This is a genomic window from Flavobacterium sp. HBTb2-11-1 (genome assembly GCF_009826975.1).
GTDB lineage: Bacteria > Bacteroidota > Bacteroidia > Flavobacteriales > Flavobacteriaceae > Flavobacterium.
In genome coordinates this window covers 1-26,590 of the sequence record NZ_WUMO01000008.1, presented here as the reverse complement: position 1 = coordinate 26,590, position 26,590 = coordinate 1, and the positions used below count along the sequence as shown (strand labels likewise).

Below are 26,590 nucleotides of genomic sequence, written 5' to 3'. Positions count from 1 at the left end.
AATGACAAATTTATTTGATATAAAAGGAAAAGTTGCCCTTATCACAGGAAGCACGCACGGACTGGGAATGGCAATGGCAAAAGGATTAGGTCAGGCAGGTGCTACAATTGTGGTAAACGGAAATTCTTCTCAGGAAAAAATTGATAATGCTGTAGCAGAATTAAAAGGCGAAGGAATCAATGCAGTAGGCTACAAATTTAATGTAACAGAAGAACAAGAAGTAAAAGAAGCTGTTGCTAAAATTCAAAGCGAAGTTGGGCCAATCGATATCTTAATCAATAACGCTGGAATTATTAAAAGAATTCCGCTTCTGGATATGGAAGTTTCAGATTTCAGAGAAGTAGTCGATATTGATCTTGTAAGTCCGTTTATTGTTTCTAAGCATGTAGCAAAAGGAATGATTGAAAGAAGACAAGGAAAAATCATTAACATTTGCTCTATGATGAGCGAATTAGGAAGAAATACAGTTTCTGCTTACGCTGCTGCAAAAGGAGGCTTGAAAATGCTGACGAAAAACATGGCAACAGAATGGGCAAAATACAATGTTCAGATCAACGGAATTGGTCCTGGATATTTTGCCACAGAGCAAACCAAACCTATTAGAGTTGACGGTCATCCGTTTAATGATTTTATCATTAGCAGAACTCCTGCAGCAAAATGGGGAGATCCAAGCGATTTGGCCGGAGCAGCAATATTTTTATCTTCCAAAGCAAGTGATTTTGTAAACGGTCACATTTTATATGTAGATGGTGGAATCCTTGCCACAATCGGAAAACCTTCAAACGAAGAATAATTTTCAAATTATATTTAAAAAGATATGAGCCAGACTTTCATTAACGATAATTTTTTATTAGAAAATAAATATGCTGAAGAGTTATATCACAATTACTCTAAGAATCAGCCTATTATTGACTACCACAATCACTTAAATCCGCAGTTTATTGCCGAAGATAAAATCTTTGAAAATATTACTCAAGTTTGGATCAATGGTGACCACTACAAATGGCGTGCAATGCGTACTTTGGGAATCAACGAGCAGTTTGTAACAGGAAATGGTTCAGATAAAGATAAATTCTTAAACTGGGGAAAAACTGTTCCGTACACTATGCGTAATCCGTTGTATCACTGGACGCATTTAGAATTGGCTCGTTATTTTGATATTTATGATTTATTGAATGAAAAGTCGGCTGAGAAAATTTATATAGAAACTTCTGAGAAAATAAATTCTCAGGCGTACAGCACGCAAAATCTTCTTAAAAAAGTAAACGCTGAATTGGTTTGTACTACAGAAGATCCAATCGACTCTTTAGAATTTCACCAAAAATTCGCAAATAATTCGACTGGAATTAAAATGAGTACGGCTTTCAGACCTGATAAAGCCATCTTAATTTCTAATGATGGTTATAATGCATATCTGGACACATTAGGGGATGTGTCCGGTATTGCAATTAACACGTATGCTGATTTACAGTCTGCTTTACGAAAAAGAATCGAATTCTTTAATGCAAACGGATGTAAATTAAGTGATCATGGATTGAATCAAATTGATTTTGAAAACTTTACAGAAAGTGAAATCAATGCGATTTTCAAAAAGAAAAGAGAAAATGGAGAGTTGTCTCCAGAAGAGGTTTTAAAATTCCATAGTGCCATTTTAGTTTTCTTATCAGAAACCTATCATGAGTTTGGATGGGTACAGCAATTTCACTTAGGTGCATTGCGTAACAACAACGCTCGTATGCACAGAATCTTAGGCCCAGATACAGGGTGGGATTCTATTGGAGATTATCCTCAAGCACAAAAATTATCTGCTTTCTTAAATGCTTTAGACAGTAAAGATAAATTGACCAAAACGATTATCTACAACCTAAATCCTGCTGATAACGAAGTTATGGCAACGATGATTGGAAATTTCAACGACGGAAGCGTTCGCGGAAAGGTGCAATTTGGTTCAGGATGGTGGTTTTTGGATCAGAAAGATGGAATGACAAAACAATTGAATGCACTTTCAAACATGGGCTTAATTAGCTGTTTTGTTGGAATGCTGACAGATTCTAGAAGTTTCTTGTCTTTCCCGAGACACGAATATTTCAGACGTATTTTGTGTAATCTTTTGGGAGACGAAATCAAACGTGGCGAACTTCCAAACGATATGGAATGGATCGGAAAATTAGTTTCTGATATTTCATACAACAACGCTAAAGAATATTTTAAGTTTTAATTTTTCTAACCATTCAGACATTAAGAAAATTAAGTTTTTGCTCTAATAAGTAGTTACTTAAATAATAAAGATAAGTTAAGCTTAATTTTCATAATCTCTTAATGGTAAAATATAAAAAAGATAGTATGAGTAGAGTAGTTGCATTTGGAGAAATCATGTTGCGTTTATCAACAGAAAGACATTTGCGTTTTTCGCAATCTATAGCATTTGGTGCTACTTATGGTGGCGGTGAATTTAACGTATGTGTTTCTTTGGCAAATTATGGTGTAAATGCTGAATTTGTTACCAGACTGCCTGAAAATGAAATTGGTTTTTCTGCATTGAAAGAAATCAGAAAAATGAATGTTGAATCTAAAAACATTGTTTATGGAGGAGAACGTTTAGGAATTTATTTCTTAGAAACAGGTGCAGGAACGCGCGGAAGCAATGTAGTATATGATCGTGCTCACAGCGCCATGTCGACTATACAAAAAGGGCAGGTGGACTGGGAAAAGGTTTTGGAAGGTGCAGAATGGTTTCACTGGAGCGGCATTACGCCAGCAATTTCAGAAAGTGCGGGCGAAGCTTGTTTAGAAGCAATTAAAGTCGCTCACAAAAAAGGAATTAAAATTTCATGCGATTTAAACTATAGATCAAAACTTTGGCAATATGGAAAAACTCCGAGCGAGGTTATGCCAGAAATGCTGAAATATAGCAATGTAATTTTAGGAGATATTGATACAGCGTATTTCATGTTGGGAATTCCAAAAGTGAATCCGAATTATCAGGATGAAAAATCACTTCCAGCGGTATATGATAAATTGTTCGAATTGATTCCGAGTCTGAAAGTGGCAGCAACAACACTGCGTTATTCTGTTAGCGCTTCGCATCAAAGAATTGGCGGAATTTTATATGACGGAAAAGCGATTTACAGTGCAGCAGTTAAAGAAGTTACGCCAGTTGTAGACCGCGTTGGAAGTGGAGATGCCTTTATGGGCGGATTAATCTACGGTTTGTTGGAATACAATAATAACCAAAGAGCTTTAGATTTTGCAGTTGCAGCTTGTTGTTTAAAACATACAATTGCTGGAGATTACAACTTGGTTACCTTAAAAGAAGTTGAAAATATGATTGATGGTGATGGTTCTGCATTAGTATCAAGATAAGAAATATAAAAATGGCAAAATATTCACGAATTGAAGTAGCTCAGACCATGAAAGAAAACGGGATGGTCCCGTTGTTTTTTCATTCTGATATCGAACTAAGTAAAAAAGTTTTAAAAGCGTGTTATGATGGAGGTTCCAGATTAATGGAATTTACGAGCAGAGGCGATTTTGCTCATGAAGTTTTCGGTGCTTTAAATAAATATGCTTTAGCAGAACTTCCAGGAATGATTTTAGGAGTAGGTTCTATTACAGACGCGGCTTCGGCTTCTTTGTATATGAGTTTAGGAGCAAATTTTATTGTGACTCCAGTTTTTAGAGAAGATATAGCTATAGCTTGTAATCGCAGAAAAGTGCTTTGGTCACCAGGTTGCGGTACTTTGACAGAAATAGCAAGAGCAGAAGAATTAGGCTGTGAAATTGTGAAATTATTTCCAGCTGATACTTACGGACCAGAATTTATTAAAGCCATAAAAGGTCCGTGCCCTTGGACGAATATTATGCCGACAGGAGGAGTTTATCCAACAAAAGAAAGTTTAAGTTCATGGCTGAATGCAGGAGCAACGTGTGTTGGTTTAGGTTCGCAATTAATTTCAAAAGATATATTAGACCAGAAAGACTTCGATGGTTTAAGTGCAAAAGTAAAACAGGTTCTTGACATTATAAAAGATATTAGAAAATAGATTAAGGGGTAATCATGCCTGACTCCTTATTTTATAAGTTTTTTAGATTTTTAGAGATTGTAATTGAACATTACGCTTGAAAAATTTAGCTAGCCATTCCTCACAGCCGGCTTTATTTTATCCAATCGGGTGTAATGTTTCTTTTGCAATTTTAAAGGCAGAAATAGAGAGTTAAGGTTATAAATGGTTATTTATAACAGATTAAAGAAGTAAATCAAAATGGAAAAAATAAACAGATCAAACGCAGGACTTACAGAAAAACTTCCAATTAAAATCGTGCAATTTGGAGAAGGAAACTTCTTGAGAGCTTTTGTTGAATATGCCATTCAGAAATTGAATCAAAATGCTGATTTTAATGCTGGTATTGCAGTGGTGCAGCCAATTGACAAAGGTTTGGTAAACATGATCAATGCGCAGGACGGATTGTATACTTTGTTTATGAAAGGAGTTAAAAAAGGTGAGGAAATTCAGGAAAAAGAATTGATTACTAATATTGTAAAAGCAATTGATCCGTATGCTTCTTTTCAAGATTATTTAGCTTTGGCTAAAGAAGAAGAGTTAGCTTTTATTATTTCTAATACAACTGAAGCGGGTATCGAATATATCGCTTCAGATTTGCCAACCATGCAGCCACCGGTTTCTTTCCCTGCAAAACTAACTGTTTTACTTCACGAAAGATTCAAACATTTTAATGGTGTTGCAGATAAAGGATTGACCATTATTCCTTGCGAATTAATCAATTACAACTCTGATACTTTAAAAGAAATTGTTTTCAAATATAGTGCTGACTGGAAATTAGGAGCAGAATTTGAGGCTTGGTTAACCAACAGCTGTTCTTGGCATAATACATTGGTTGACAGAATTGTTCCAGGTTATCCGAAAGATCAAATTGAAGAATACAATGCACAATTAGATTACAAAGATGATTTGATTGTAAGTGCAGAAACTTTCTTTTTATGGGTTATCGAAGGTGATGATAAATTGAAAGCAAAATTGCCGTTTGACAAAACAGATTTAGATGTAAAAATCATTTCTGATATGCAGCCGTACAGAACTCGTAAAGTGAGAATCCTTAACGGAGCACATACTGCAATGGTGCCATTCTCGTTGCTTTACGGAAACGAAACAGTAAAAGAAACTGTAGATAATCCGTTTACAGGAGATTTTATCAATAAAGCTTTGTTTGAAGAAATCAATGAAACTTTAAACATGGATAAAGCAGAATTGGCGAGTTTCTCAGAAGAGATTTTAGACCGTTTCAGAAATCCATTCATCAAGCATTTATTGTCTTCAATCGCTTTAAACTCGATTTCTAAATTTAAAGTTCGCGTATTGCCAAGTTTAACAGGATATGTAGATGTTCACGGAAAACTTCCGGTTCATTTGACTTTTGCTTTTGCAGCTTTAATTCGTTTCTACAAAGGAACTTGGAACGGACAAGATTTACCGGTTAACGATAGCGAAGACATTACAACATTCTTCAACGGACTTTGGAAGTCTGACGATTACGAAAAAATTGCTCGTTTGACATTGCAAAACAAAAATTTCTGGGATGAGGATTTAACAGAAATTCCTGGTTTAACAAGAGCAATCACAATTGCTTTGGAAGAAATAGATTCAAACGGAATTGAAGCTGGTTTTGCTAAGTTTCAAGAAAGAATAAAATAAGAAAACACAACAAAAAGAACAAAGAACAAAGGTTAATTATGGCAACGCAGAAAAAATTAATAAAAGTTCACCCGACCGACAATGTTGCGGTTGCTTTGGTGGATCTTACTGCAGGCGAAGTGATTGATTTTGAAGGACAATCAATTACAGTAGAGTCTGATGTAAAAATGAAACATAAGATTGCAATGGTTCCTTTTAATGTAGGGGATAGAATCATTATGTACGGTGTTTTGGTTGGAAAAGCAAGTGCAAGAATTGAAAAAGGCGGATTGCTTTCTACTGCTAACGTAAAACACGAAAGTGATAAAGTTACTGGTAAAACGGAAACCATTGGCTGGACAGCTCCTAATGTTGATAAATGGAAAGACAGAACGTGGCAGGGCTATCATAGAGAAGATGGACAGGTTGGAACAGAAAATGTATGGTTGTTTTTTCCATTAGTTTTTTGTGAAAATAGAAACATCGAAATCTTAAAAGATATTTTTGAGAAAGAATTGATGAAACCAAAAGAAAACGATTACCAATTATTGTTGCGTTCTTTGGTAAAATCAGAAACAGGTGGAGCGGGAAATCAAGAAGCTTCAAACGATGCAAACTTGTTCAATAATATTGAAGTTAAATTCATCACGCACCAAGGAGGTTGTGGTGGAATTCGTCAGGATTCTCATAGTTTAGCTAAACTTTTGGCTGGTTATGTAAATAATCCAAACGTGGCTGGAGCAACTGTGTTGAGTTTAGGATGTCAAAATCTTCAGATTTCAATTTTCAAAGAAGCTTTAGATGCGATTAATCCAAACAGTAAAAAACCTGTTTTAATTTACGATCAGCAGTCTATCGGGACAATTGAAACGATGTTAAGCAGTGTGGTAAAAGACACTTTCGAAGCGATTAAAAAAGCAAACGAAATTAAGAGAGAGCCAGCTCCATTATCTAAACTAAGAATTGGTTTAGAGTGCGGTGGATCTGACGGATTCTCTGGAATTTCTGCAAACCCAACATTGGGAGTGTTATCAGATCATTTAGTTGCTTTGGGAGGAACTACAATTCTTTCTGAATTTCCTGAATTATGTGGAGTAGAACAGGAATTAGTAAATCGTTGTATAGATGATAAGGACGGAAAACGTTTCTTAGATTTAATGCAATGGTACGAAAAAACAGTTGTGGATGCAGGTTCAGGATTTGATATGAATCCTTCTCCAGGTAACATTAAAGACGGTTTGATTACAGATGCTATGAAATCGGCTGGTGCTGCTAAAAAAGGTGGAACATCGCCTATTACAGGCGTTTACGATTATGGAGAATATATTAGCGAACCAGGTTTTACATTGTTATGTACACCAGGAAATGACGTAGAATGTACTACTGCAATGGTAGGTTCTGGAGCCAATATGGTATTGTTTACAACAGGTTTAGGAACTCCAACAGGAAACCCGATTGCTCCAGTTGTAAAGATTTCATCAAACACACAGTTAGCAAACAAAATGTCTGACATTATTGATATTGATACTGGTGGAATTATTACAGGTGAAAAAACTATTGATGAGATGGCTGACGAAATGTTAGAATTCATTATTGACGTTGCCAGTGGTAACATTAAAACAAAAGCAGCTATTTTGAATCAAAACGATTTTATTCCTTGGAAAAGAGGGGTGTCATTGTAGTTTTTTAGGTGCTAAGGTTCTAAGGACAAAGTGACAAAGGTTTATATAGAAGACGCACAATATGGTGCGTCTTTTTTTGTGTTAGGTTTATCTATAGAGATGTACAGTAGTTTGTCTCTTGTTTTTAGAGAAAGCCTCGGAGAAGCGAAATATTATAGCAAAAGGTTAACGGCTACAACATAAAGCTCCAGAGGAGCTTGCAAAAAAAAGCCCATTCTAAAAATGAGCTTATATAACTTATATGGTGAAAAAAAAATTAAAAATTAGTTCTCGTAGAAGATTTACGAATATGTAATTCTGGTGCTAGAACTACCTTTTTTTCAATTTTGATCGCATCTGTTTTGTCGACTTGTTCTAAGAAAACGCGGGCAGACATTCTTCCCATTTCAAGCGGTGACTGATCTACAGAAGTAATCGATAATTCCATGAATTTAGTAAAAGGCTCGTTACTGAAACCCGCAACACAAAACTCACTTGGAATGCTGATATTTCTTTCTTTTAATTCTTGTATGGCACCCAATGCAGCAAAATCACTCGAAGAAAAAATAGCATCAGGAGGAGTTTGCAATTGTAAAAGTTTGTCAACCGATTCTTTACCTGCGTCAACGCTACTTTTGGTATAAATAACGTATTCTTCTTTAAAATCAAGTCCGCTGTCTAATAAGGCTTGTTTGTATCCCAAAAATCTATTTTTAAAGATGTCCAACGATTGGTCTCCAGAGAAATGAGCAATGTTTCTGCAGCCCTCATCGATTAAATGTTTTGTGGCCAAATAACCACCTTTGAAGTCATTTATCGTTACAGAACTCACACCGTCAATATGTTTGCTTCTATCAAAAAATATCAGTGGTACATTTTTTTCTAATACATTTCTAAAAGCGCTGTCATTCTCGTCTGAAATTCCGGTAACAGACATCATGATACCGTCGACCTGCGCGTCTACGAGTGTATGAAGATTTTCATTTTCTCTTTTGATGCTTTCATGAGTCTGACAGATAATAACCTGATAACCGTGGGGATAAAGCTCTTCTTCAATTCCTCGAATCACCGAGGCGAAAAAATTGCTATCAATACGCGGCACAATAACTCCGATATTATTACTTCGGCCACTCTTTAAAGCTAGAGCCAATTTATTTTGCTTATAATTCATCGCAGCAGCAGTCTTGATAACTAGCTCACGCGTCGCCTCCTTTATTTTAGGATTATTGTTTAACGCTCTGGAAACTGTTGCAGCTGTGATGTTTAATTTTTCAGCAATATCGTAAATAGTTACTTTTTCACTCATTCAAAAAAAGTTTATCGAATTATTTTTAAACAAAAGTACATTTTTTTTCATTATGCAATGAATATTGTTATCGATTACCATAATTAAAAACTCAAACGTTTTAGATTCTACAATGATAATAAATTATCTAATTTTTTGCATTAAATGTAATTAAAATTTGTAATAAAAATTAAATATATAATTTTTTCCTAAATTAATTTGGTCTCTTAGAACAATTTTTCTACTTTCGTGTAATCGATTACATAAAACATGAAGTTTTTGATATTCAAACAAGAAAAATCTGTGCAAATGATTACAAAGGAGATTGTCGCATTCAAAAAGATTCTTTTTTTAGCCTTTTTAGGGCTTCTGATGCCATCATGTGTAAAACATTCTTCTTCTGTTTCTACTGAAAATCCATGGCAAAAAATGGATTTGGTTATAAGAAGTATTCCTCAAGTGCATTTTTCAGATAAAGTGTATAACATAAACGATTTTGGTGCTGTTGCTGACGGAAAAACATTAAACACTTTAGCATTCCAAAAAGCAATACAAGAATGTGCTGCAAATGGAGGTGGTCGGGTTTTAGTTCCAAACGGAAAATATTTGACAGGCGCAATTCATTTGGAAAGCAATGTTAATCTGCATTTAGAAGATCATGCAGAGATTCTTTTTAGTTTAAATCCGAAAGATTATCCTATTGTTCATACTTCTTGGGAGGGAACTGAAGTAATGAATTATTCTCCGCTCATCTATGCAAAAAACAAAACCAATATCGCGGTTACAGGAAAAGGAACCTTAAATGGCCAAGCGGACAGTACAAACTGGTGGATTTGGTCTGGAGGAAAAAACTATGGCTGGAAAAAAGGAATTCCGTCTCAAAATGATCCTACAAATCGTGAAGTTTTGGTAGATATGGCAGAAAAGGGAGTTCCTGTATCAGAAAGAGTTTTTGGAGACGGACGTTACTTAAGACCTAATTTCATTGAGTTTTTTGAATGTAATACTGCTTTAGTAAAAGATATTAAAATTATCAATTCTCCATTTTGGATTTTGCATCCAATAAAAACAAACAACATGATTATTGATGGCGTAACGGTTAATAGCCATGGCCCGAACAATGATGGTTGTGATCCAGAATATTCACAAAATATTTTAATTAGAAACTGCACTTTCAATACAGGTGATGATTGTATTGCGATTAAAGCAGGACGTGATGGTGACGGAAGAAGAGTAGCTATACCGAGTAAAAATATCATTGTGCAAAACTGTAAAATGATTGACGGTCATGGTGGTGTTGTAATTGGAAGCGAAATTTCTGCAGGAGTAAATAATGTTTTTGTAGAAAACTGTTTGATGGACAGTCCGAATTTGGATCGTGCCATTCGTATAAAAACCAATTCGAGGAGAGGCGGAATCATTGAAAATATCTATGTGCGAAACCTTGAAGTGGGAACGGTAAAAGAATGCGTCTTGAAATTAAACATGTTTTATAATGTATACGGATCTCAGACTGGGAATTTTATTCCAACCATTAGAAATGTTAGCTTAGAAAATGTGACTGTAAAAAACGGTGGTAAATACAGCGTTTGGGCAGAAGGTTACGCAGAATCTCCAGTTGAGAATATTACTTTGAAAAATGTAAAGATTCAAAAGGTTGATTCCCTCTATTTATTAAAAAACGTAAAAAACATAAATTTTATAAATACCTACATCAATGAGAAAAAAGTAGAATCTATTACGAACTAAACACTATCAATTAACCAAACTTTAAACCACATGAGTATTAAACAATTATCTAAGAAAAAAGACAAGTACTTTGTATTTTTCTTTTTCCTGAATTTCTTACTGTGCAGTTCTATACATGCACAGACAACCACAATAGAAGGGAAGATTACCGACGCTACTGGTATGTCACTGCCAGGGGTAAACATTAATGAGAAGGGAACAAAAAATGGAACTTCGACAGATTTTGAAGGAAGTTTTAAGATTAATGTATCAAACAGTAAAGCTATTTTAATAATAAGCTATTTAGGATTTCAGACACAAGAAGTAAGCGTTGCTGGAAAATCAAAAATCAATGTGACACTTGCTGAGCAATCCAATTCATTAAATGAAGTTGTTGTGGTCGGATACGGATCTGTAAAAAAGACCGATCTTACCGGATCTGTCAGTACCATCAGCGCAGCAACTATTACAGAAAGAAATACTACAAGTCCATTAGAGGCAATTCAAGGAAGCACGCCAGGAGTTCAGATTTCATCTGCTTCAGGACGTGCAGGAGACGGATACAAAGTGGTAATCAGAGGGAACAACTCATTAGTGGGTTCATCGCCTTTATATATCGTAGACGGCGTTCCAGTTGATAATATTGACTTTTTGAATCCGCAGGATATTTCTAGAATGGACGTTTTAAAAGATGCTTCTTCGGCTGCAATTTATGGTTCTAGAGGAGCGAGCGGTGTGATTATCGTAACTACAAAAAGTGGTGCTAATGTTAAATCTGGAATTAACGTAACTTTTGATACTTCTTACGGAACTAAAACAGCCACTAGAATGCCAAAAATGATGACTGGAGAAGAGTGGTGGAAATTCCATCAAGTAGCTTATATGAGTGCAACACCTCAAACACAAACGCCAGCGCAATTAGCCGCTTTAGCAGGAAATCAGAGTCCTTTATTGGTTTCTCGTGCCAACAACGGTTATAATTTTGACTGGACAGATGCTGTTCTTAAACCGGGTATGACACAAAACAATTATTTGAATGTTACAGGACGTTCAGATTCTGGTTTGAGCTATAACTTAGGATTTGGCGTTCAAAGCGATGAAGGGCTTATCGAAAATGATTCGACAGATAAATATTCTTTTAAGTTAGGATTGAATCATAAAATCAATGATAAATTTACGACAGGCGCCAATATTACGGTTGCACGTCTTGATACTCAATTAGGAAGTGACTTAGCGATGCAGGATGCTTTTAGATTAAGTCCGCTAATGTCGCCTTGGGCTGTTGATGCACAAGGAAACGAAAAAGTGGGAACGCTATTTTTCCTTCCAGGGAAATTAACTTATCCTGACGGTTCATGGGCAATTAATAAAACAAGTACCGTAAACCCTTTAATGGAAATTGCCAATTCTTCTCAAACAGAAAAAACATGGCAAACAGTTGGAAACGTTTTCTTCCAATATCAGCCTTTAAAATGGCTTTCGTTCAAAACAACATTTGCAGCCGGTATCGAAAATACTGTTACCAGTGCTTCTTATAAAGCGCAAACCAATGCAGGTGTAACCTTAAATGGAAAAAATTCGGCATCAATTAAAAACTTCAACAACTTTAATTACACTTGGGATAACCAAATCGATTTGAAACACACCTTTAAAGAAGTGCATGATTTTAGTGTTTTATTATTGCAGAGTTTGTATTCAAATGTTGATGAAACGTCTTATTTATATTCAAACAATCAGCCTTTTGATGTTGGATCAAATAATATGGGATCTGGAGTTCAGACGAGTTATAACATTAGCTCAGGTTATCAAAAGAATACTTTAAGTTCTTATGCGGTTCGTTTAAATTATACTTTTAAAGACAAATATTTATTGACAGCTTCTACAAGATGGGATGGTTCTTCTGTTTTATCTGAAGGCAATAAATGGCAAAGTTTCCCTTCTGTAGCTTTAGGATGGAAAATCAGCAAAGAATCTTTCTTAGCAAACAGTTCCGTTGTTTCAGATTTAAAACTTCGTGCGAGTTTAGGTTATACAGGAAATGACAACGTTGCGCCTTATACTTCTCAGGCTTTATTAAATCAGCAGACTTTTTATGCAAACGGAGCCAATGTGGTTTCGGGCTGGCAGTCTGAAAATTTAGCGAATCAAAATTTAACTTGGGAAAAAACACGAGAGTTAAACTTTGGTCTTGATTACGGATTCTTAAACAACAGAATTACAGGTAGCGTAGACGTTTATGACAGACTTTCAGATAAATTAATTTATAAACAAGAATTGCCTCTTGAAACAGGTTATAAAAACACATTTGCTAATGTTGGATCTGTTAGCAATAAAGGAGTAGAGGTTTTGTTAACTACAAAAAATATCAAAAGCAAAAATGTAAATTGGGAAACTACTTTTACGTTTACTAAAAACGTAAACAAATTAGAGTCAATTTACAATCAGGATCAAGTAAGTGATATTGGTAATAAATTAATCTTAGGATCTGAATTAAATCCAAACTACAATTATGTTTATGATGGAGTTTGGCAAGAAAGCGAAGCGGCGCAGGCAGCATCTTACGGAATGGCTCCTGGACAGGCAAGACCAAAGGATTTGAACAATGACGGGAAATTCAACCAAGATGATAGAACTGTAATCGGAAACGCAAATCCAGACTGGCAGGGAAGTTTATATTCTAAATTGACTGTTGGCAATTTTGATTTCAATTTTTCAGTTTTAACAAGCCAAGGGCAAACGGTTTTGAGTACTTTCCACCAAAATTTTGCTGATGTAAGTGATAGAGGACGTCAGAAATTGGCAATGGATTATTTTATTCCAACAAACGGAACAGGAATCGCGGCTAATGCAAATAATGAACACCCAAGACCAGGCCCTGTGGCTACTGGAGCAGGAGCTTATTGGACTTCTTTATTTGGGTATTACAGAGACGTTTCTTACGTGAAAATTAAAAATATATCTTTAGGATACACATTGGATTCTGAATTATTGAAAAGGCTTAAAATCAGTAATCTGAGAATTTATGTGAATGTTTTAGACCCATTTGTATTTACAGATTTTGATGGATATGATCCTGAATGGGCTGGCGCTGCTTTTGGAGTAAACCGTCCAGCATCAGTGACTACGCAATTGGGATTAAGTGTTAAATTTTAATAAAGATATCAAATGAAAAAATTCATCATATTATTAGGAATCATTGTGGGAACTTTAAGTTCTTGCAGTAATTATATAGAAGAGGAAAGTTTGTCAAATGTTCCTGCTGACGGAACTTATAAAACAGCTGCTGGTTTTCAATTATTAATAAACACAAATTATGCTTGGCTTAAAAGTATTTACGGAGGAAATCCGTGGCTTTTTGAGGCAGGAACAGACATGTACGCCGAAGGAAGAACTCCAGAGCCTGCAGGTCTAAGCCAGTATACGCTTTTAATTCCGTCTTCAGACAATGTTGCCGATTTGTACAGACCTTGTTATCAGTTAATTCAATCTGTGAATAAAGCAATTTATTATTCAAGTGTAACAGAACAAACTGCCAATTTGAATATGCTATTAGGAGAAGCTAGATTTTTAAGAGCTCAAGCCTATTTCTTATTAGTTCAGACCTATGGAGGTGTGCCAATTGTAAGCGAGAATATTACAACACCTGTTTTGTCTTTTACAAGAAACAGCGCAGAAGAAGTGTATACACAAATTATATCAGATTTAGATTTTGCTTTGGCTAATGTAGGAACTGCTGCTTACAGCACATCTGGTAAAGTAAACAAAAGAGCTGTAAACGATTTATTGGCAAAAGTGTATTTGACAAGAGGGTACGAAACTTTTGGTAAAGCGGACGATTTTTCAAAAGCGGCCGCTTATGCAGATGCAGCAATTGCAGGACAGACTTTAGCAATTGCTTTCGATCAGTTGTTTAAACCAGGAAACGATTTAAATGCTGAAACGATTTTTTCTGTACAATATGACAAGGCTTCAACAAGTACAAGCCCTACAACATTAGGTAACAATCAATTTTACTATTTCAGTTCGTATTTAGGAGGGGCAGAAACAGGAGCGCCATTAAGAAGCTACAATTTGTGTCCTACAGATTACGCTTTAGGTTTATACGAAAAAGGCGATGCGAGATGGAACGCGACTTTTATGACTGAAATTGTAGAAGGGCCAGAAACAACAAACGGAGTTACAAAAACAGTTTTATATTATCCGTACTATAGAAGTTCAAATCCAGCTTCTTTAAAAGTAAGACATTTTTACGAGCCAAAATGGTTTACGCCTGCTGATAAGACAGCTTGGATGACTGCTAATGCTTCTAGACTAGCTTCGACATTTGTATATCATCCTTGGGGAGAATATTCTGCAGCTCATACGTTAATTAAAAACTTAGACTGTTATACTATTCCAGTTAAGAAATTTGACGATCCAGATCCAACAACGCCATCAAGTACAGGGCCTGTAAGTACAAGAGATATTATTGTAGCAAGATTGGGAGAAACTTATCTTGTAGCGGCTGAAGCGTATTTAAAAGCTGGAAACCCAGGAACAGGATTAGAGCGTTTAAACGAGGTAAGAAGAAGAGCAGGAGTTGCTAATGCCACTTTAGCTCAGTTTAATATCGATTATATCTTAGACGAAAGAGGAAGAGAACTATTAGGCGAATACAAACGCTGGTTCGACTTAAAACGTACAGGAACTTTGGTAGCAAGAGCTTCAGCTCATAATTATAAAATTAAAGAAGCAAATTTTGTGGGTGTTGACGGTAAGCTTAAAATATTAAGACCAATACCACAATCTGCTTTAGATTTAAATCAAAATAAAGATTTCCCTCAAAATCCTGGTTATTAGTAATTTGTTAGTTTTTTGAGAACTATGTTTTTTGAAGTAGTTAAAAGGGAGTTTGACTATAGGTCGAACTCCTTTCTTAACTAAAAAGTAAAGAGTAGAAATGCGAAAATTGAAATTAATATTAGTGTTGTTTTTTAATGCAATTGTAATGCAAAGCCAGCAGTACAAGGTCGACACGTCGTATACCATTAAAAGCACTTATGCTAAATTAATTAAGAAATATCCATTTATCACGATTCCAGAAATAAAGTCAAATCCAGCCGTTAAAGAAACATTCGATTTGGTTTACAATCAAGAACAAGATCGCGTTTTACATTTAGATGCTTTTGTTAATACCAAAAAGAAAAAAAATCCTGCCGTAATTATGATTCATGGCGGAGGATGGAGATCGGGAAATAAAAATCAAATGCAGTTTATCGGAAAAGGAATTGCAGCAAAGGGCTATTCTTGTTTTGCTATCGAATACCGATTATCATTAGAAGCAAAATACCCAACAGGAGTTATTGACGTTAAGAACGCGATAAAATTTATCAAAGACAATGCGGCGAAATTTAATGTAGATCCAAACAAAATTGCGGTTTTAGGCTGTTCTTCGGGAGGGCAAATGGCAGCTTTGATTGGTACAACAAATACTAATCCGCTTTTTGAAGATAAAAATTTTAAAAGCCGTTCTTCTTCAAAAGTTCATGCCATAATTGATGTAGATGGAGTCTTGGCATTCAAACATCCAGAATCTTCAGAAGGAGATATGGCAGCATTTTGGCTGGGAGGAAAATCAGATGAGATTCCCCAAAATTGGAAAAATGCTTCAGCACTGAGTCATACGGACAAAAATACACCGCCGGTATTATACATCTGCAGCAGTATTCCGAGATTTCATGCAGGAAGAGACGACATGATTCAGATTTTGAACCAATATAAAATCTATAATGAAGTGCAGACTATTCCAGATTCGCCACATTCATTTTGGTTTTATGAGCCTTGGTTTACGCAGACAATCTCGTACAGCGTACGATTTTTAGATAAAATTTTTAAATAATTTAGAATACAAATGAAAGCAAAAATCACCACAGCAGTTTTATTTTTCGCAGGTTTAACAGCCATAAATGCGCAGAAATATGATATCAAAACCAATAAAACGTATGCCGAAATATCTGCAAAAACAGATGGGAAATGGGAAGGAAGAAAGTACAAAGGCGGTACGGTGTTTAAAAATGTGGACCGATTAAAGTTGGCTCCAGAGCATACTGACCATTCTTTTGACATTCGTTATGAAGGGCCGGGCTGGGAAAACAACAGAATTGGATACCGTTTGTATTTGGATTGGAGAAATGCTATTGATATCTTCGGAAAAAAGACATCAGAAAATATTTTGCCAAAAGTAGGGCAGGACGGTTTCGATTCGTACCATGAAATGAGCGATTGGGGAGCAGATATTTTAAAAGCAGGAAAAGGAATCGGAATTGGTTCTATCGACCGTTATTTAAACAACGAAAAATTGCACTTTCGTGAAGTTGATTCAACCATTGCAACGGTGGCTAATAAAGCTAAGGAGTCTACAGTAAAAGTAAATTATTATGGCTGGAAAACAGCTTCAGATAAAATCGATTTTGTTTCAGAATTGACCATTAAACCAGATCAATTGTATACGCAACATACGATTAAAGCATCGCAAGCAATCAAAGGAATCTGTACTGGAATTGTAAAACAAAAAACAGCTGAATTGCTTAAAAAAGAAAGCAAAAACAAAAAATGGGCATATCTGGCAACTTACGGAGAACAATCTTTGGTTCCAGATAAGTTAGGAATGGCAATTTTTTATGAAATTAGTACTATCGAAAACATAGCAGATACAGATTTAGATTATCTTTTAGTTTTTAAACCAACTACAAAAGCGGTGACTTTTTACCTTTTAGGCGCTTGGGAACAAGAGGTAAACGGAATCAAAACAAAAGAAGAATTTGCTCAATATTTAGATAGACAATTGGAAGTGTTGGATAAAAAAGGCAAAATGTAAATTGTTTTTTGGCACTCCCGATATTATCGGAATAGAAGATTAAAATGATTTAAAAATCTGCTCAATCTGCCGAATCTGCGTGAGAATAATTCTAACACATAGAAACATAGAATTTATTGTATTTTAAAAGAGTATCAAAAGAAGCTCGCTTCTTACACATAGCATACTATGTTTTTTATTGCAAGTGAAACACCTTTTATTAAGTATTCTAAACTATGTGTCTATGTGTTTTAAAAAAAAGTTGAATTTAAATATATGTTGAAATGAAAAATAGTAGAAAGCACAATTACTTCATCTCGGCTCTGATGGTCTTTGTTATGACTATTACGAGTTGTAAAGTCACCTCACAGGAACCTGCAAAAGATATCGTGATTGGAAAAAATGCGAAATGGTCTGATAAAATGGCTTTGACCTTGATGAAACGCCATCCAGAATCGTATATGATTGACGATGCTAAAAAGCCAAAGTGGGATTACGTTCATGCTTTAGTGCTGCATTCAATAGAAGAATTATACAAAAAAAATCCTGATGCGAGATACAAAAATTACGTAAGAAGTTATGTGGATCAGTTTGTACAAACAGATGGAAGCATTACTACGTACGAGTTTGATAAATATAATATTGATTTAGTATTGCCAGGACGCCTTCTTTTTGATGTATATGAAACTTCAAAAGATGAAAAATACTTAAAAGCATTACAGCTAATTCGCAAACAGCTTGCAGAGCAGCCAAGAACTCAAAGCGGCGGATTCTGGCACAAACAAATCTATCCAAACCAAATGTGGTTAGATGGTTTGTATATGGGAGAGCCATTCTACGCAGAATACACAGCTAAATTTGAAAACGGGAAAAGTTTTGATGATATCGCAAAACAATTTGAAATAATTCAATCAAAAGCTACAGATCCAAAAACTGGATTATTGTACCACGGTTGGGACGAAAGCAAACAAATGCCTTGGGCAAATAAAGAAACAGGAAACTCTCCAAACTTCTGGTCTAGATCTTTAGGCTGGTACGTAATGGCGTTGGTTGATGTTTTAGATTATATTCCAAAAGACCATCCAAAAAGAAAAGAGTTGATCAAATATTTAAACAATGCTTCTGAAGCGATTCTTAAATTTCAAGACAGCAAATCAGGTTTGTGGTATCAGGTTACAGACAAAGGCGGTCAAAAAGATAATTATTTAGAAGCTTCTGGTTCGGCTATGTTTGCTTACGCGTATGCAAAAGGAGTAAACAAAGGCTATTTGCCAGCTAAATTTAAAAAAGCAGCCAACAAAGCTTTTGACGGATTGACTACAGTTTTAATCAAAAAAGTAGACGAAGATGGCGGAATCACTTTAACCAACTGCTGTCAAGTGGCAGGTTTAGGAGGAAATCCTTACCGTGACGGATCTTACGAATATTACGTAAACGAAAGAAAAAAAGACAACGATCCTAAAGCAACAGGGCCTTTTATTTTGGCAGCTATTGAGTTGAACAGATAATTGATAATTGAAAATTGAAAATTGAAAATTGATAATTGTCAATTGTTAATTATCAATTGCAATGCCTTGTCTTGCTGAACGGAGTCGAAGCATCGCAAAGTAACTCCTCAAAGAAAAGCAAATTTAGAACCCGACAGGTTTTTAGAACCTGTCGGGTTTAAATAAAAAGTATAGTTAAAAATGAAAAATATTAAAATCATCCTATTCCTTTTCTGCATTATTCCTTTTCAAAAGAATACAGCACAAGTCTGGACGCCAGATAACGGAGACGGAACCTACACCAATCCTGTTATTCATGCTGATTATTCAGATCCGGATGTTGTTCGCGTAGGCGATGATTATTATATGACAGCTTCATCTTTTAACTGTATTCCGGGCTTGCCAATTTTACATTCGAAAGACTTGGTAAACTGGAAAATTATTGGTCATGCTTTGGTAAAACAACCGCCATTTGAAACGTACGATAGCGTACAGCACGGAAATGGAGTTTGGGCGCCAAGCATTACCTTTCATAAAAATGAATTTTATATTTATTACCCAGATCCCGATTTCGGAATCTATATGATAAAAGCCAAAAAAGCAGAAGGGCCTTGGTCTGAACCGCTTTTGGTTAAAGCCGGAAAAGGTTTGATTGATCCAAGTCCGCTTTGGGATACAGACGGCAAAGCTTATCTGACTCATGCCTTTGCAGGAAGCCGTGCGCAAATTAAAAGTTTGTTAGTGGTCTGCACCATGAATCCAGAAGGAACCGTTGTGAATAATGACGAAGTAATGGTGATTGACGGACATAAAGGCGAAGAAACTATTGAAGGCCCAAAATTTTACAAGCGAAATGGATATTACTATATTTTTGCTCCCGCAGGTGGCGTTCCAACAGGATGGCAGACGGTTTTAAGGTCGAAAAATGTTTTCGGACCTTATGAAAAAAAGAAGGTTCTAGAACAAGGTTCGACCGCTATAAATGGTCCGCATCAAGGTGCTTGGGTAACGACACAGACAGGAGAAGATTGGTTTTTTCATTTTCAAGATAAAGGCGCTTACGGAAGAATTGTGCATCTACAGCCAATGAAATGGGTAAACGACTGGCCGGTTATGGGAGAAGATTTTGATAAAAACGGAATTGGCGAACCCGTAACAACTTACAGAAAGCCAAATGTCGGCAAAAAATATCCTATAGAAGTTCCGGCAACTTCAGATGAATTTAATGAACCTAAATTGGGATTGCAATGGCAATGGCAGGCCAACAAACAAACCAATTTCGGATTTCCGACAAGTTTAGGATATCTAAATTTGTTTTGCAACACTACAACAGCAAACATTTTTAATGCGCCAAATGTATTGCTGCAAAAATTTCCAGCAGAAGAGTTTACCGCTACAACAAAACTGACTTTTAATTCTAGACTGAAAGGCGAATCAACAGGTTTGATTGTAATGGGATTAGATTACAGTTTTCTATGTTTTAAAAATGTTGATGGAAAACTATACTTGAATCAGAAAACGGGAACTTTTGACAAAACGGTTTCAGAAACGGGAACAAAACCAATTTTAATAGAAAGCAATACGATTTACCTTAGAGTTCAAATAAAGAAAGATGGTATTTGCAGTTTCTTTTACAGCTTAGACGATAAAAATTATCAGTCTATCGGAAATGATTTCAAATCTAGAGAGGGAAAATGGATTGGTGCCAAAGTCGGACTTTTTGCTTTAGGTGAAGAAATAAAAAATGATTCTGGAAATGTTGAAGTAGATTGGTTTCGAATCACGAAATAAAAAAGTGCAAAAAAGGAAGAAAAAGGAGAATTTTTAATTTTTTTCAAAAAAACGGCTTTCATAATTTGATTCTGCTGAACGAAAATTAAAAAGCAATATCAAAACATATTTCGTAAGAAAAAGACTTCTTAAATATGTGTTTAAATGATTTTTCTTACAATTAGGTTAAAAATAAGCTTAATTTTTCACTTTTTAGAAGATAAAATAGTTTCTTACAACAAAGCATTAAAAAACATTAAATGATGCAATTAAAAAAAACAGCTTTAATGCTTATTCTATTTTTAAGCATTGGAATTCATGCTCAAACCACCTACAAAAGATGGCCTGACATTATTCGTAAGAGTGATGCCGCTTGGTTTGCAACAGTTGATGCAAAAAGAATAGCCGAAAACGTATTGCTCTACCAAAGAGATATTGGAGGCTGGCCAAAGAATATTCAGATGCAAGATGAACTGACCGAAAAGCAGAAAAAAGAGGTAATGGCACTCAAAAAAACAGCTGCAGAAACCACAACAGACAACGGAGCAACTTGTCAGGAAATGCTTTTTATGTCTAGAATGTACGCGCAGGTAAAAGACGAACGTTATAAAGAATCTTTCTTAAAAGGATTGAATTATCTGCTTGAAGCGCAATATGCAAATGGAGGCTGGCCACAGTTTTATCCGTTAAAAAAAGGCTATTATACTCATATTACCTACAATGATGATTCGATGGTGAATATTATGAATGTCATAAAAGTTGTAGCAGATGAATCGGATTATTACAGTATAAAACCATCAAAAGAAGTTGTAGAAAAGTGCAAAAAAGCTTTTGATAAAGGAATCGACTGCATTTTAAAAACACAATACAAGCAAAACGGAGTTCTTACCGCGTGGTGCGCACAGCATGACGAAGTTACATTGGCTCCCGCAAATGCTAGAGCTTTTGAATTGGCTTCACTTAGCGGTTACGAATCGGCAAAAATAGTCCTGCTTTTAATGTCGATTGATAAGCCTTCAAGAGAAATGGTAACGGCTGTAAAAAGTGCTGTGGAGTGGTTCGAAAAGACTAAAATCACCAATTTAGAAGAAAAAAGAGTCCTAAATGACGCTGGAAAAATTGTAGATAAAAAAATGATTCCAACAACCAATGCCAAACCCATTTGGGCAAGGTTTATGGATCTGGAAACCAATGAACCTTTCTTTTGCGACCGCGACGGAATCAAGAAAAAAGCATTAGATCAAATAGGAGCAGAAAGAAGAAATGGCTATTCTTGGTATACAGACGCACCGCAGGAAGTATTGAAAAAATTTCCAGAATGGGCAGTTAAAAACGGTACTAAAGTAGGCGCTTCCGAAAAGAAAAATGTAAACTATATTACCGTAGCACAAGACGGTTCAGGCGATTACACTAAAATTCAGGATGCCGTTTATGCAACTCCTGCTTTTCCGTATGAGAAAGTGACAATCTTTGTAAAAAACGGAACGTATAACGAGAAAGTCCGAATTCCAGAATGGAATACCAACGTGGTTTTGCAAGGCGAAAGCAAAGAAAACACCATCATTACCTTTGATGATAATTTTTCGAAAATTGCATTGGGAAGAAACAGCACCTTTTATACGTACACACTTTTGGTTGAAGGAGACGATTTTTCGGCATCAAACCTAACCATTAAAAATACCTCAGGAGAACGCGGACAGGCTATTGCATTGTCGGTTACAGCAAATCGCGCCAAAATAACAAACTGCAATCTGCTTGGAAATCAGGACACTTTATACCTATCAGGAAAAGAAGCCAAACAATATTTCAAAGACTGTTATATCGAAGGCACAACCGATTTTATTTTTGGAGGCGCAACAGCTTTGTTTGAGAATTGTACCATTCACAGCATCAAAAGTTCGTATATCACAGCTGCTTCAACTCCAGAAGGAACGCTGTTTGGATTCGTTTTTAAGAATTGTAAACTCACATCAAATCCAGAAGCAAAAGACGTTTATTTAGGAAGACCATGGCGCATTTATGCCAAAACGGTTTTTATTAATTGTGAAATGGGCAGCCAAATTAAACCAGAAGGCTGGGAAAACTGGTCGAAACCCGAAGCGGAAAAAAATGCCTTTTATGCCGAATACAATTGCACAGGCGAAGGTTTTCAGCCAGCAAAAAGAGTAAAATGGTCACATCAGCTTTCTAAAAAAGAAGCGGCGCAATATTCTATTGAGAACATTCTTAAGGATAAGGTTGGAGCGTGGTATTTTTAGTATTCAGTCGCAGTCTCAGTTTACAGCGCAAACTGCAATACTATGCGGTTAATTTTACCGCAAAGCACACAAAGAATACGCAAAGAACACAAAGTTTTTGTAAAGGAGACAAAGTTCGCAAAGATTTTCACGTAGAGACTCGATTTTTTACTGCAAAATTTTATTTTAACACAAAGTACACAAAGAATACGCAAAGTTCACAAAGATTTGATAAAGAAGACAAAGGACACAAAGCATATCGACAAAACTCTGTGTCCTTTGACAAAGTAAATAAAGAAAAAAACTTAGCGACCTTTGCGGTATAAGAAAAGAAAAAATAAATCTGCATAATCTGCTAAATCTGCGAGAGTAAAATTTTCATGCTCCCGATGGCTATCGGGATAAAAAAGATCAAAGCAGATTAAAAAGATTATTTAGAATTAAATCTGCGTCTATTTGCTAAAATCAGCAAAATCTGCGTGAAACAAAAAAATAATATTTAAAAAATGAATTTAAAATATCTTCTCTTAATACTTATTACTAGCACCTGTTTTGCACAAAACGCAGATTTTCCGTCAGCAAAAGTCGATTCTATTGTAAAGAATATAAAGCTTCCAGAAATTCCTTCCTTTCAAATCAATATCTTAAAATTAGGAGCAAAGGGAGATTCTGTTTCAGACAATAAAAAAGCTTTTGATAAAGCGATGGCATTGTGTAAAAAGAACCACGGCGGAACTATTATTGTTCCAAAAGGAATCTATAAAATAAACGGACCAATTCATTTTGTGAGCAATGTCAATTTGAAGCTGGAAAAAGGTGCAAAAATAAAGTTCAGCGACAATCCAGAAGACTATCTGCCAATGGTTTTAACAAGTTGGGAAGGAACGATGCTGTATAATTACAGTCCGCTTATTTATGCTAACAACTGCACCAATATTGCCATTTCTGGCGAAGGAACAATTGATGGAGAAGGAGGAAAGAAGTGGAAAACCTTTAAAGCAAAAGAAAACGAAGGCAAAAACCGAAGCCGTGACATGAATCATAACAACACTCCATTAAGCGAAAGAAAATTTGGAGAAGGCTACTTTTTAAGACCGCAGATGATTCAGTTTTTAAACTGCAAAAACATTTTAGTCGAAAATATCAGAATCGAAAACTCGCCATTTTGGTGTCTGCACCTTTTAAAATCAGAAAGCATAACCATTCGCGGCATAAGCTATAAATCGCTCAACCACAACAACGACGGAATCGATCCCGAATACGCAAAAGACGTTTTAATCGAAAATGTCACTTTTGATAACGGAGACGACAATGTTGCCATAAAAGCAGGAAGAGACCACGAAGGAAGAGCCAATACAGCCACGCCAAGCCAAAATATTATCGTTAGAAACTGTAATTTTAAAGGACTGCACGGAGTCGTAATTGGCAGCGAAATGTCAGCAGGAGTTCAGAATGTATTTGTAGAAAACTGCAAAACAGCGGGATATTTAAAAAGAGGCATTTATTTAAAAACCAATGCCGATCGTGGCGGATATATCAAAAATATATTTGTTAGAAATATTCAATTAGACCAAGTAGAAGATTGCCTTTACATTACAGCAAATTATCACGGAGAAGGAAAAGGCCATCAATCGGATATATCAAATGTATATTTCTCAAATATAACCTGTAACAAAGCATCAGAATCGGGAATTGTAATTCAAGGATTCGCAGACAAAAAAATCAAGAACATAGCATTAAAAAACATAGAAATAAAAGAAGCTAAAAATGCACTGTCAAACGAAAATGCAGAAAACGTCTTGATGACAGATGTTTTTATAGGCAAACGAGCTGGAGTGCCTACGGCAGTTTCAAAGCATTAGGTTTATCGTAAAGTGTTTTTTTACCGCAAAGAACACAAGGAAAGCGCAAAGTTCGCAAAGTTTTTTGTTCTTTATGTGCTTTGTCAAAGAGGCGCAAAGCTTTGTCTCTTTGCCTTCTTTATTAAACCTTTGCGCACTTTGCGTATCCTTAGCGTACTTTGCGGTAGAAAAAACTTCGCAGTAAAAAGCAAAAACAAAAACAACAGAAAATGAAAAAATGCATCATCCTAACATTCCTTATCTCCGCAGTTTGTTTTGGCCAAAAAACATCCCTGTACTGCATTGGCGACTCCACAATGGCCAATAAAAAAGACCCAGAAAAAAATCCAGAACACGGCTGGGGGCAGGTATTGCAACCCTTTTTCAACGAAAATGTGACCGTAATCAACAAAGCCGTAAACGGACGAAGCACCAGAAGCTTCATAAACGAAAAACGCTGGGATTCTATTTACAATAAACTGAAAAAAGGAGATTATGTCTTTATCGAATTCGGGCATAACGACCAGAAAATAGAAGACTCTGCGCGTTATACAAACCCGCATACAGCTTACAGATATAATCTAATAAAATTTGTAAAAGAAAGCAGAGAAAAAGGCGCAATTCCAGTATTATTAACCTCAATTAGCAGACGTAACTTTAACGAAAAAGGTGTTTTAGTCCCAACACATGGCGATTACCCTTTAGAAACCAGATTGGTTGCCCAAGAATATAATGTGCCTTTTATAGATTTAGAATATTACACCGAGCTGTTGGAACAGTCTTATGGTCCTGAAAAATCAAAACAGCTTCATCTTCATTTCAAAGCAGGAGAAAATGCCTTTTACGATAAAGATAAAGCCGATGATACGCACCTTTCATTATTAGGAGCCAATAAAATTGCTGAAATTGTAGTTAACCAAATTAAGCTCTCGAAAGACCCTTCATTAAAGAATCTAAAAAACGGAATAAAGTAATGATTTCCTAGCTTATCAATTAAAAATTAAAAATCACCCATCAACCGTCAACCATCAACCGTCAACCATCAACCGTCAACCATCAACAATAAACCATCAACAATAAACTATCAACAATTAACTTTTGTCCCAAAATGCCATTATAAAAACTTTTAGAGGCAATTTAGATATTCAGATTAAAAGATATTTGCAACTGTAAAATAATAATCTGGTTGTGAAATTCTCAGGTGATTGTTTACATTTTTTACAAGCCATAACACGAAGGAGAAAATTTCTTATTTTCTCCTTTTTTTTATGCAATTATCATTTATACAGGTGTTTACTGTAAAAATGGCAATTTCAATTGCAATAATTCCCCTTAAACCAAATAGGTAAGTATTTTATTATATATTTTATAACATGTTGCAAAATAAAAGGTTTCATTTTATAAAATGAAACCTAATTAACTGTTTATCAGTGGTATGTATAAAAGAAGAAATTTAACTTTATACTAATAAAATCTCTTTTACGCCTTTAGACTAACACAATAGCCTAGAAAGCTTAGGCTCTTCATCCTTTGCCGATAGTATTAGAATATACTTTACTTCTTCTAAAAGCCCTTAAGTAAAAATACACGCTATTTTTTAATTTTTTATCGGTTGCAAGTGGCTCGAGTAGCCGCTTTAAGGAGATTTCCTAAATCTTTTTTATCTCTATAATGTTGAATTGACAAGAGTAGGATCCAAAATAAATGACTTTTAAATATATTTTGTTTTACGCCTGTATAGTGATATTTTATTTTTTTTCTGCTGGTTCAAATAGTCCAGACCGGTCTTTTGTTTGAGTAATGCATTGATTTATATGGGAATAGATGGTGTTTAGCGTGTTTTTTTAACCATTTTGTTTCAAATTTGAACAAATATGTCTTAATCTATTATTCTAAAACCTTTTACAGGCAAAATGAATTGTAAAATAAAAGGAATTTTGCAGCATAATTTTCTAGTATCAAATTTATTAAAAATAAACAATTAAAAGTAACCAATTCAATACTGTTTTAAATCTTATGTCTTGATTTATTGAATGTTATTGAAATTCTTTTAATT

Annotated in this window: 17 protein-coding genes; 16 read left to right on the top strand and 1 reads right to left on the bottom strand. The window is 35.3% G+C overall.

Going from position 1 to position 26,590, the window contains the following annotated elements:
- Position 1 precedes the first annotated feature (1 nt).
- The 6 genes from GR162_RS17575 to GR162_RS17550 all read left to right on the top strand — a co-directional run bounded on the left by GR162_RS17575 (position 2) and on the right by GR162_RS17550 (position 7,372).
- Entirely contained in the window at positions 2-793 is a 792-nt protein-coding gene (locus tag GR162_RS17575) for a gluconate 5-dehydrogenase (RefSeq protein ID WP_119791755.1), read from the top strand.
- Positions 794-817: 24 nt separating this feature from the next.
- Positions 818-2,218, top strand: a complete 1,401-nt coding sequence (gene uxaC / locus GR162_RS17570) for a glucuronate isomerase (RefSeq protein WP_160783186.1) — start codon at positions 818-820, stop codon at positions 2,216-2,218.
- A 125-nt stretch (positions 2,219-2,343) separates the two neighbouring features.
- On the top strand, positions 2,344-3,363 hold the full coding sequence (locus tag GR162_RS17565; RefSeq protein ID WP_160783185.1) for a sugar kinase: 1,020 nt from the start codon (positions 2,344-2,346) through the stop codon (positions 3,361-3,363).
- An 11-nt stretch (positions 3,364-3,374) separates the two neighbouring features.
- Entirely contained in the window at positions 3,375-4,043 is a 669-nt protein-coding gene (locus tag GR162_RS17560) for a bifunctional 4-hydroxy-2-oxoglutarate aldolase/2-dehydro-3-deoxy-phosphogluconate aldolase (protein ID WP_160783184.1), read from the top strand.
- Positions 4,044-4,262: 219 nt separating this feature from the next.
- On the top strand, positions 4,263-5,711 hold the full coding sequence (locus GR162_RS17555) for a tagaturonate reductase (RefSeq protein ID WP_160783183.1): 1,449 nt from the start codon (positions 4,263-4,265) through the stop codon (positions 5,709-5,711).
- 38 nt (positions 5,712-5,749) lie between these two features.
- The gene (locus GR162_RS17550; RefSeq protein WP_008467667.1) at positions 5,750-7,372 is read left to right on the top strand and encodes a UxaA family hydrolase; all 1,623 of its coding nucleotides are present in this window, start codon (positions 5,750-5,752) and stop codon (positions 7,370-7,372) included.
- A gap of 256 nt (positions 7,373-7,628) precedes the next feature.
- On the opposite strand, the gene GR162_RS17545 is transcribed toward GR162_RS17550, so the two are convergent.
- Entirely contained in the window at positions 7,629-8,657 is a 1,029-nt protein-coding gene (locus GR162_RS17545; protein ID WP_008467665.1) for a LacI family DNA-binding transcriptional regulator, read from the bottom strand.
- A gap of 288 nt (positions 8,658-8,945) precedes the next feature.
- On the opposite strand from GR162_RS17545, the gene GR162_RS17540 reads away from it, so the two are divergent.
- The 10 genes from GR162_RS17540 (at position 8,946) to GR162_RS17495 (ending at position 25,508) form a co-directional block, all read left to right on the top strand.
- Positions 8,946-10,385 (top strand): glycoside hydrolase family 28 protein, encoded by a 1,440-nt coding sequence (locus tag GR162_RS17540; RefSeq protein WP_160783182.1) that lies wholly within the window; start codon positions 8,946-8,948, stop codon positions 10,383-10,385.
- Between the two features lie 30 nt (positions 10,386-10,415).
- Positions 10,416-13,517 (top strand): TonB-dependent receptor, encoded by a 3,102-nt coding sequence (locus tag GR162_RS17535; RefSeq protein ID WP_160783181.1) that lies wholly within the window; start codon positions 10,416-10,418, stop codon positions 13,515-13,517.
- A 12-nt stretch (positions 13,518-13,529) separates the two neighbouring features.
- Positions 13,530-15,203, top strand: a complete 1,674-nt coding sequence (locus GR162_RS17530) for a RagB/SusD family nutrient uptake outer membrane protein (protein ID WP_160783180.1) — start codon at positions 13,530-13,532, stop codon at positions 15,201-15,203.
- A gap of 100 nt (positions 15,204-15,303) precedes the next feature.
- Positions 15,304-16,242, top strand: a complete 939-nt coding sequence (locus tag GR162_RS17525; RefSeq protein WP_160783179.1) for an alpha/beta hydrolase — start codon at positions 15,304-15,306, stop codon at positions 16,240-16,242.
- 12 nt (positions 16,243-16,254) lie between these two features.
- A complete protein-coding gene (locus tag GR162_RS17520; protein ID WP_160783178.1) occupies positions 16,255-17,220 on the top strand; it encodes a DUF4861 family protein in 966 nt (321 codons plus the stop codon).
- Positions 17,221-17,483: 263 nt separating this feature from the next.
- Positions 17,484-18,707: a glycoside hydrolase family 105 protein gene (locus GR162_RS17515; RefSeq protein ID WP_160783177.1), complete on the top strand. Its 1,224-nt coding sequence runs from the start codon at positions 17,484-17,486 to the stop codon at positions 18,705-18,707.
- Positions 18,708-18,887: 180 nt separating this feature from the next.
- Positions 18,888-20,477, top strand: coding sequence for a glycoside hydrolase 43 family protein (locus GR162_RS17510; protein ID WP_160783176.1), 1,590 nt, complete (start codon positions 18,888-18,890; stop codon positions 20,475-20,477).
- Between the two features lie 239 nt (positions 20,478-20,716).
- Positions 20,717-22,714 carry a pectate lyase gene (gene pelA, locus GR162_RS17505; protein WP_160783175.1) on the top strand — a complete coding sequence of 666 codons (1,998 nt, stop codon included), beginning with the start codon at positions 20,717-20,719 and terminating at the stop codon, positions 22,712-22,714.
- A 485-nt stretch (positions 22,715-23,199) separates the two neighbouring features.
- A complete protein-coding gene (locus GR162_RS17500; protein WP_160783174.1) occupies positions 23,200-24,555 on the top strand; it encodes a glycoside hydrolase family 28 protein in 1,356 nt (451 codons plus the stop codon).
- Between the two features lie 209 nt (positions 24,556-24,764).
- Positions 24,765-25,508 carry a rhamnogalacturonan acetylesterase gene (locus tag GR162_RS17495; RefSeq protein ID WP_160783173.1) on the top strand — a complete coding sequence of 248 codons (744 nt, stop codon included), beginning with the start codon at positions 24,765-24,767 and terminating at the stop codon, positions 25,506-25,508.
- The last annotated feature ends 1,082 nt before the right edge of the window (positions 25,509-26,590 follow it).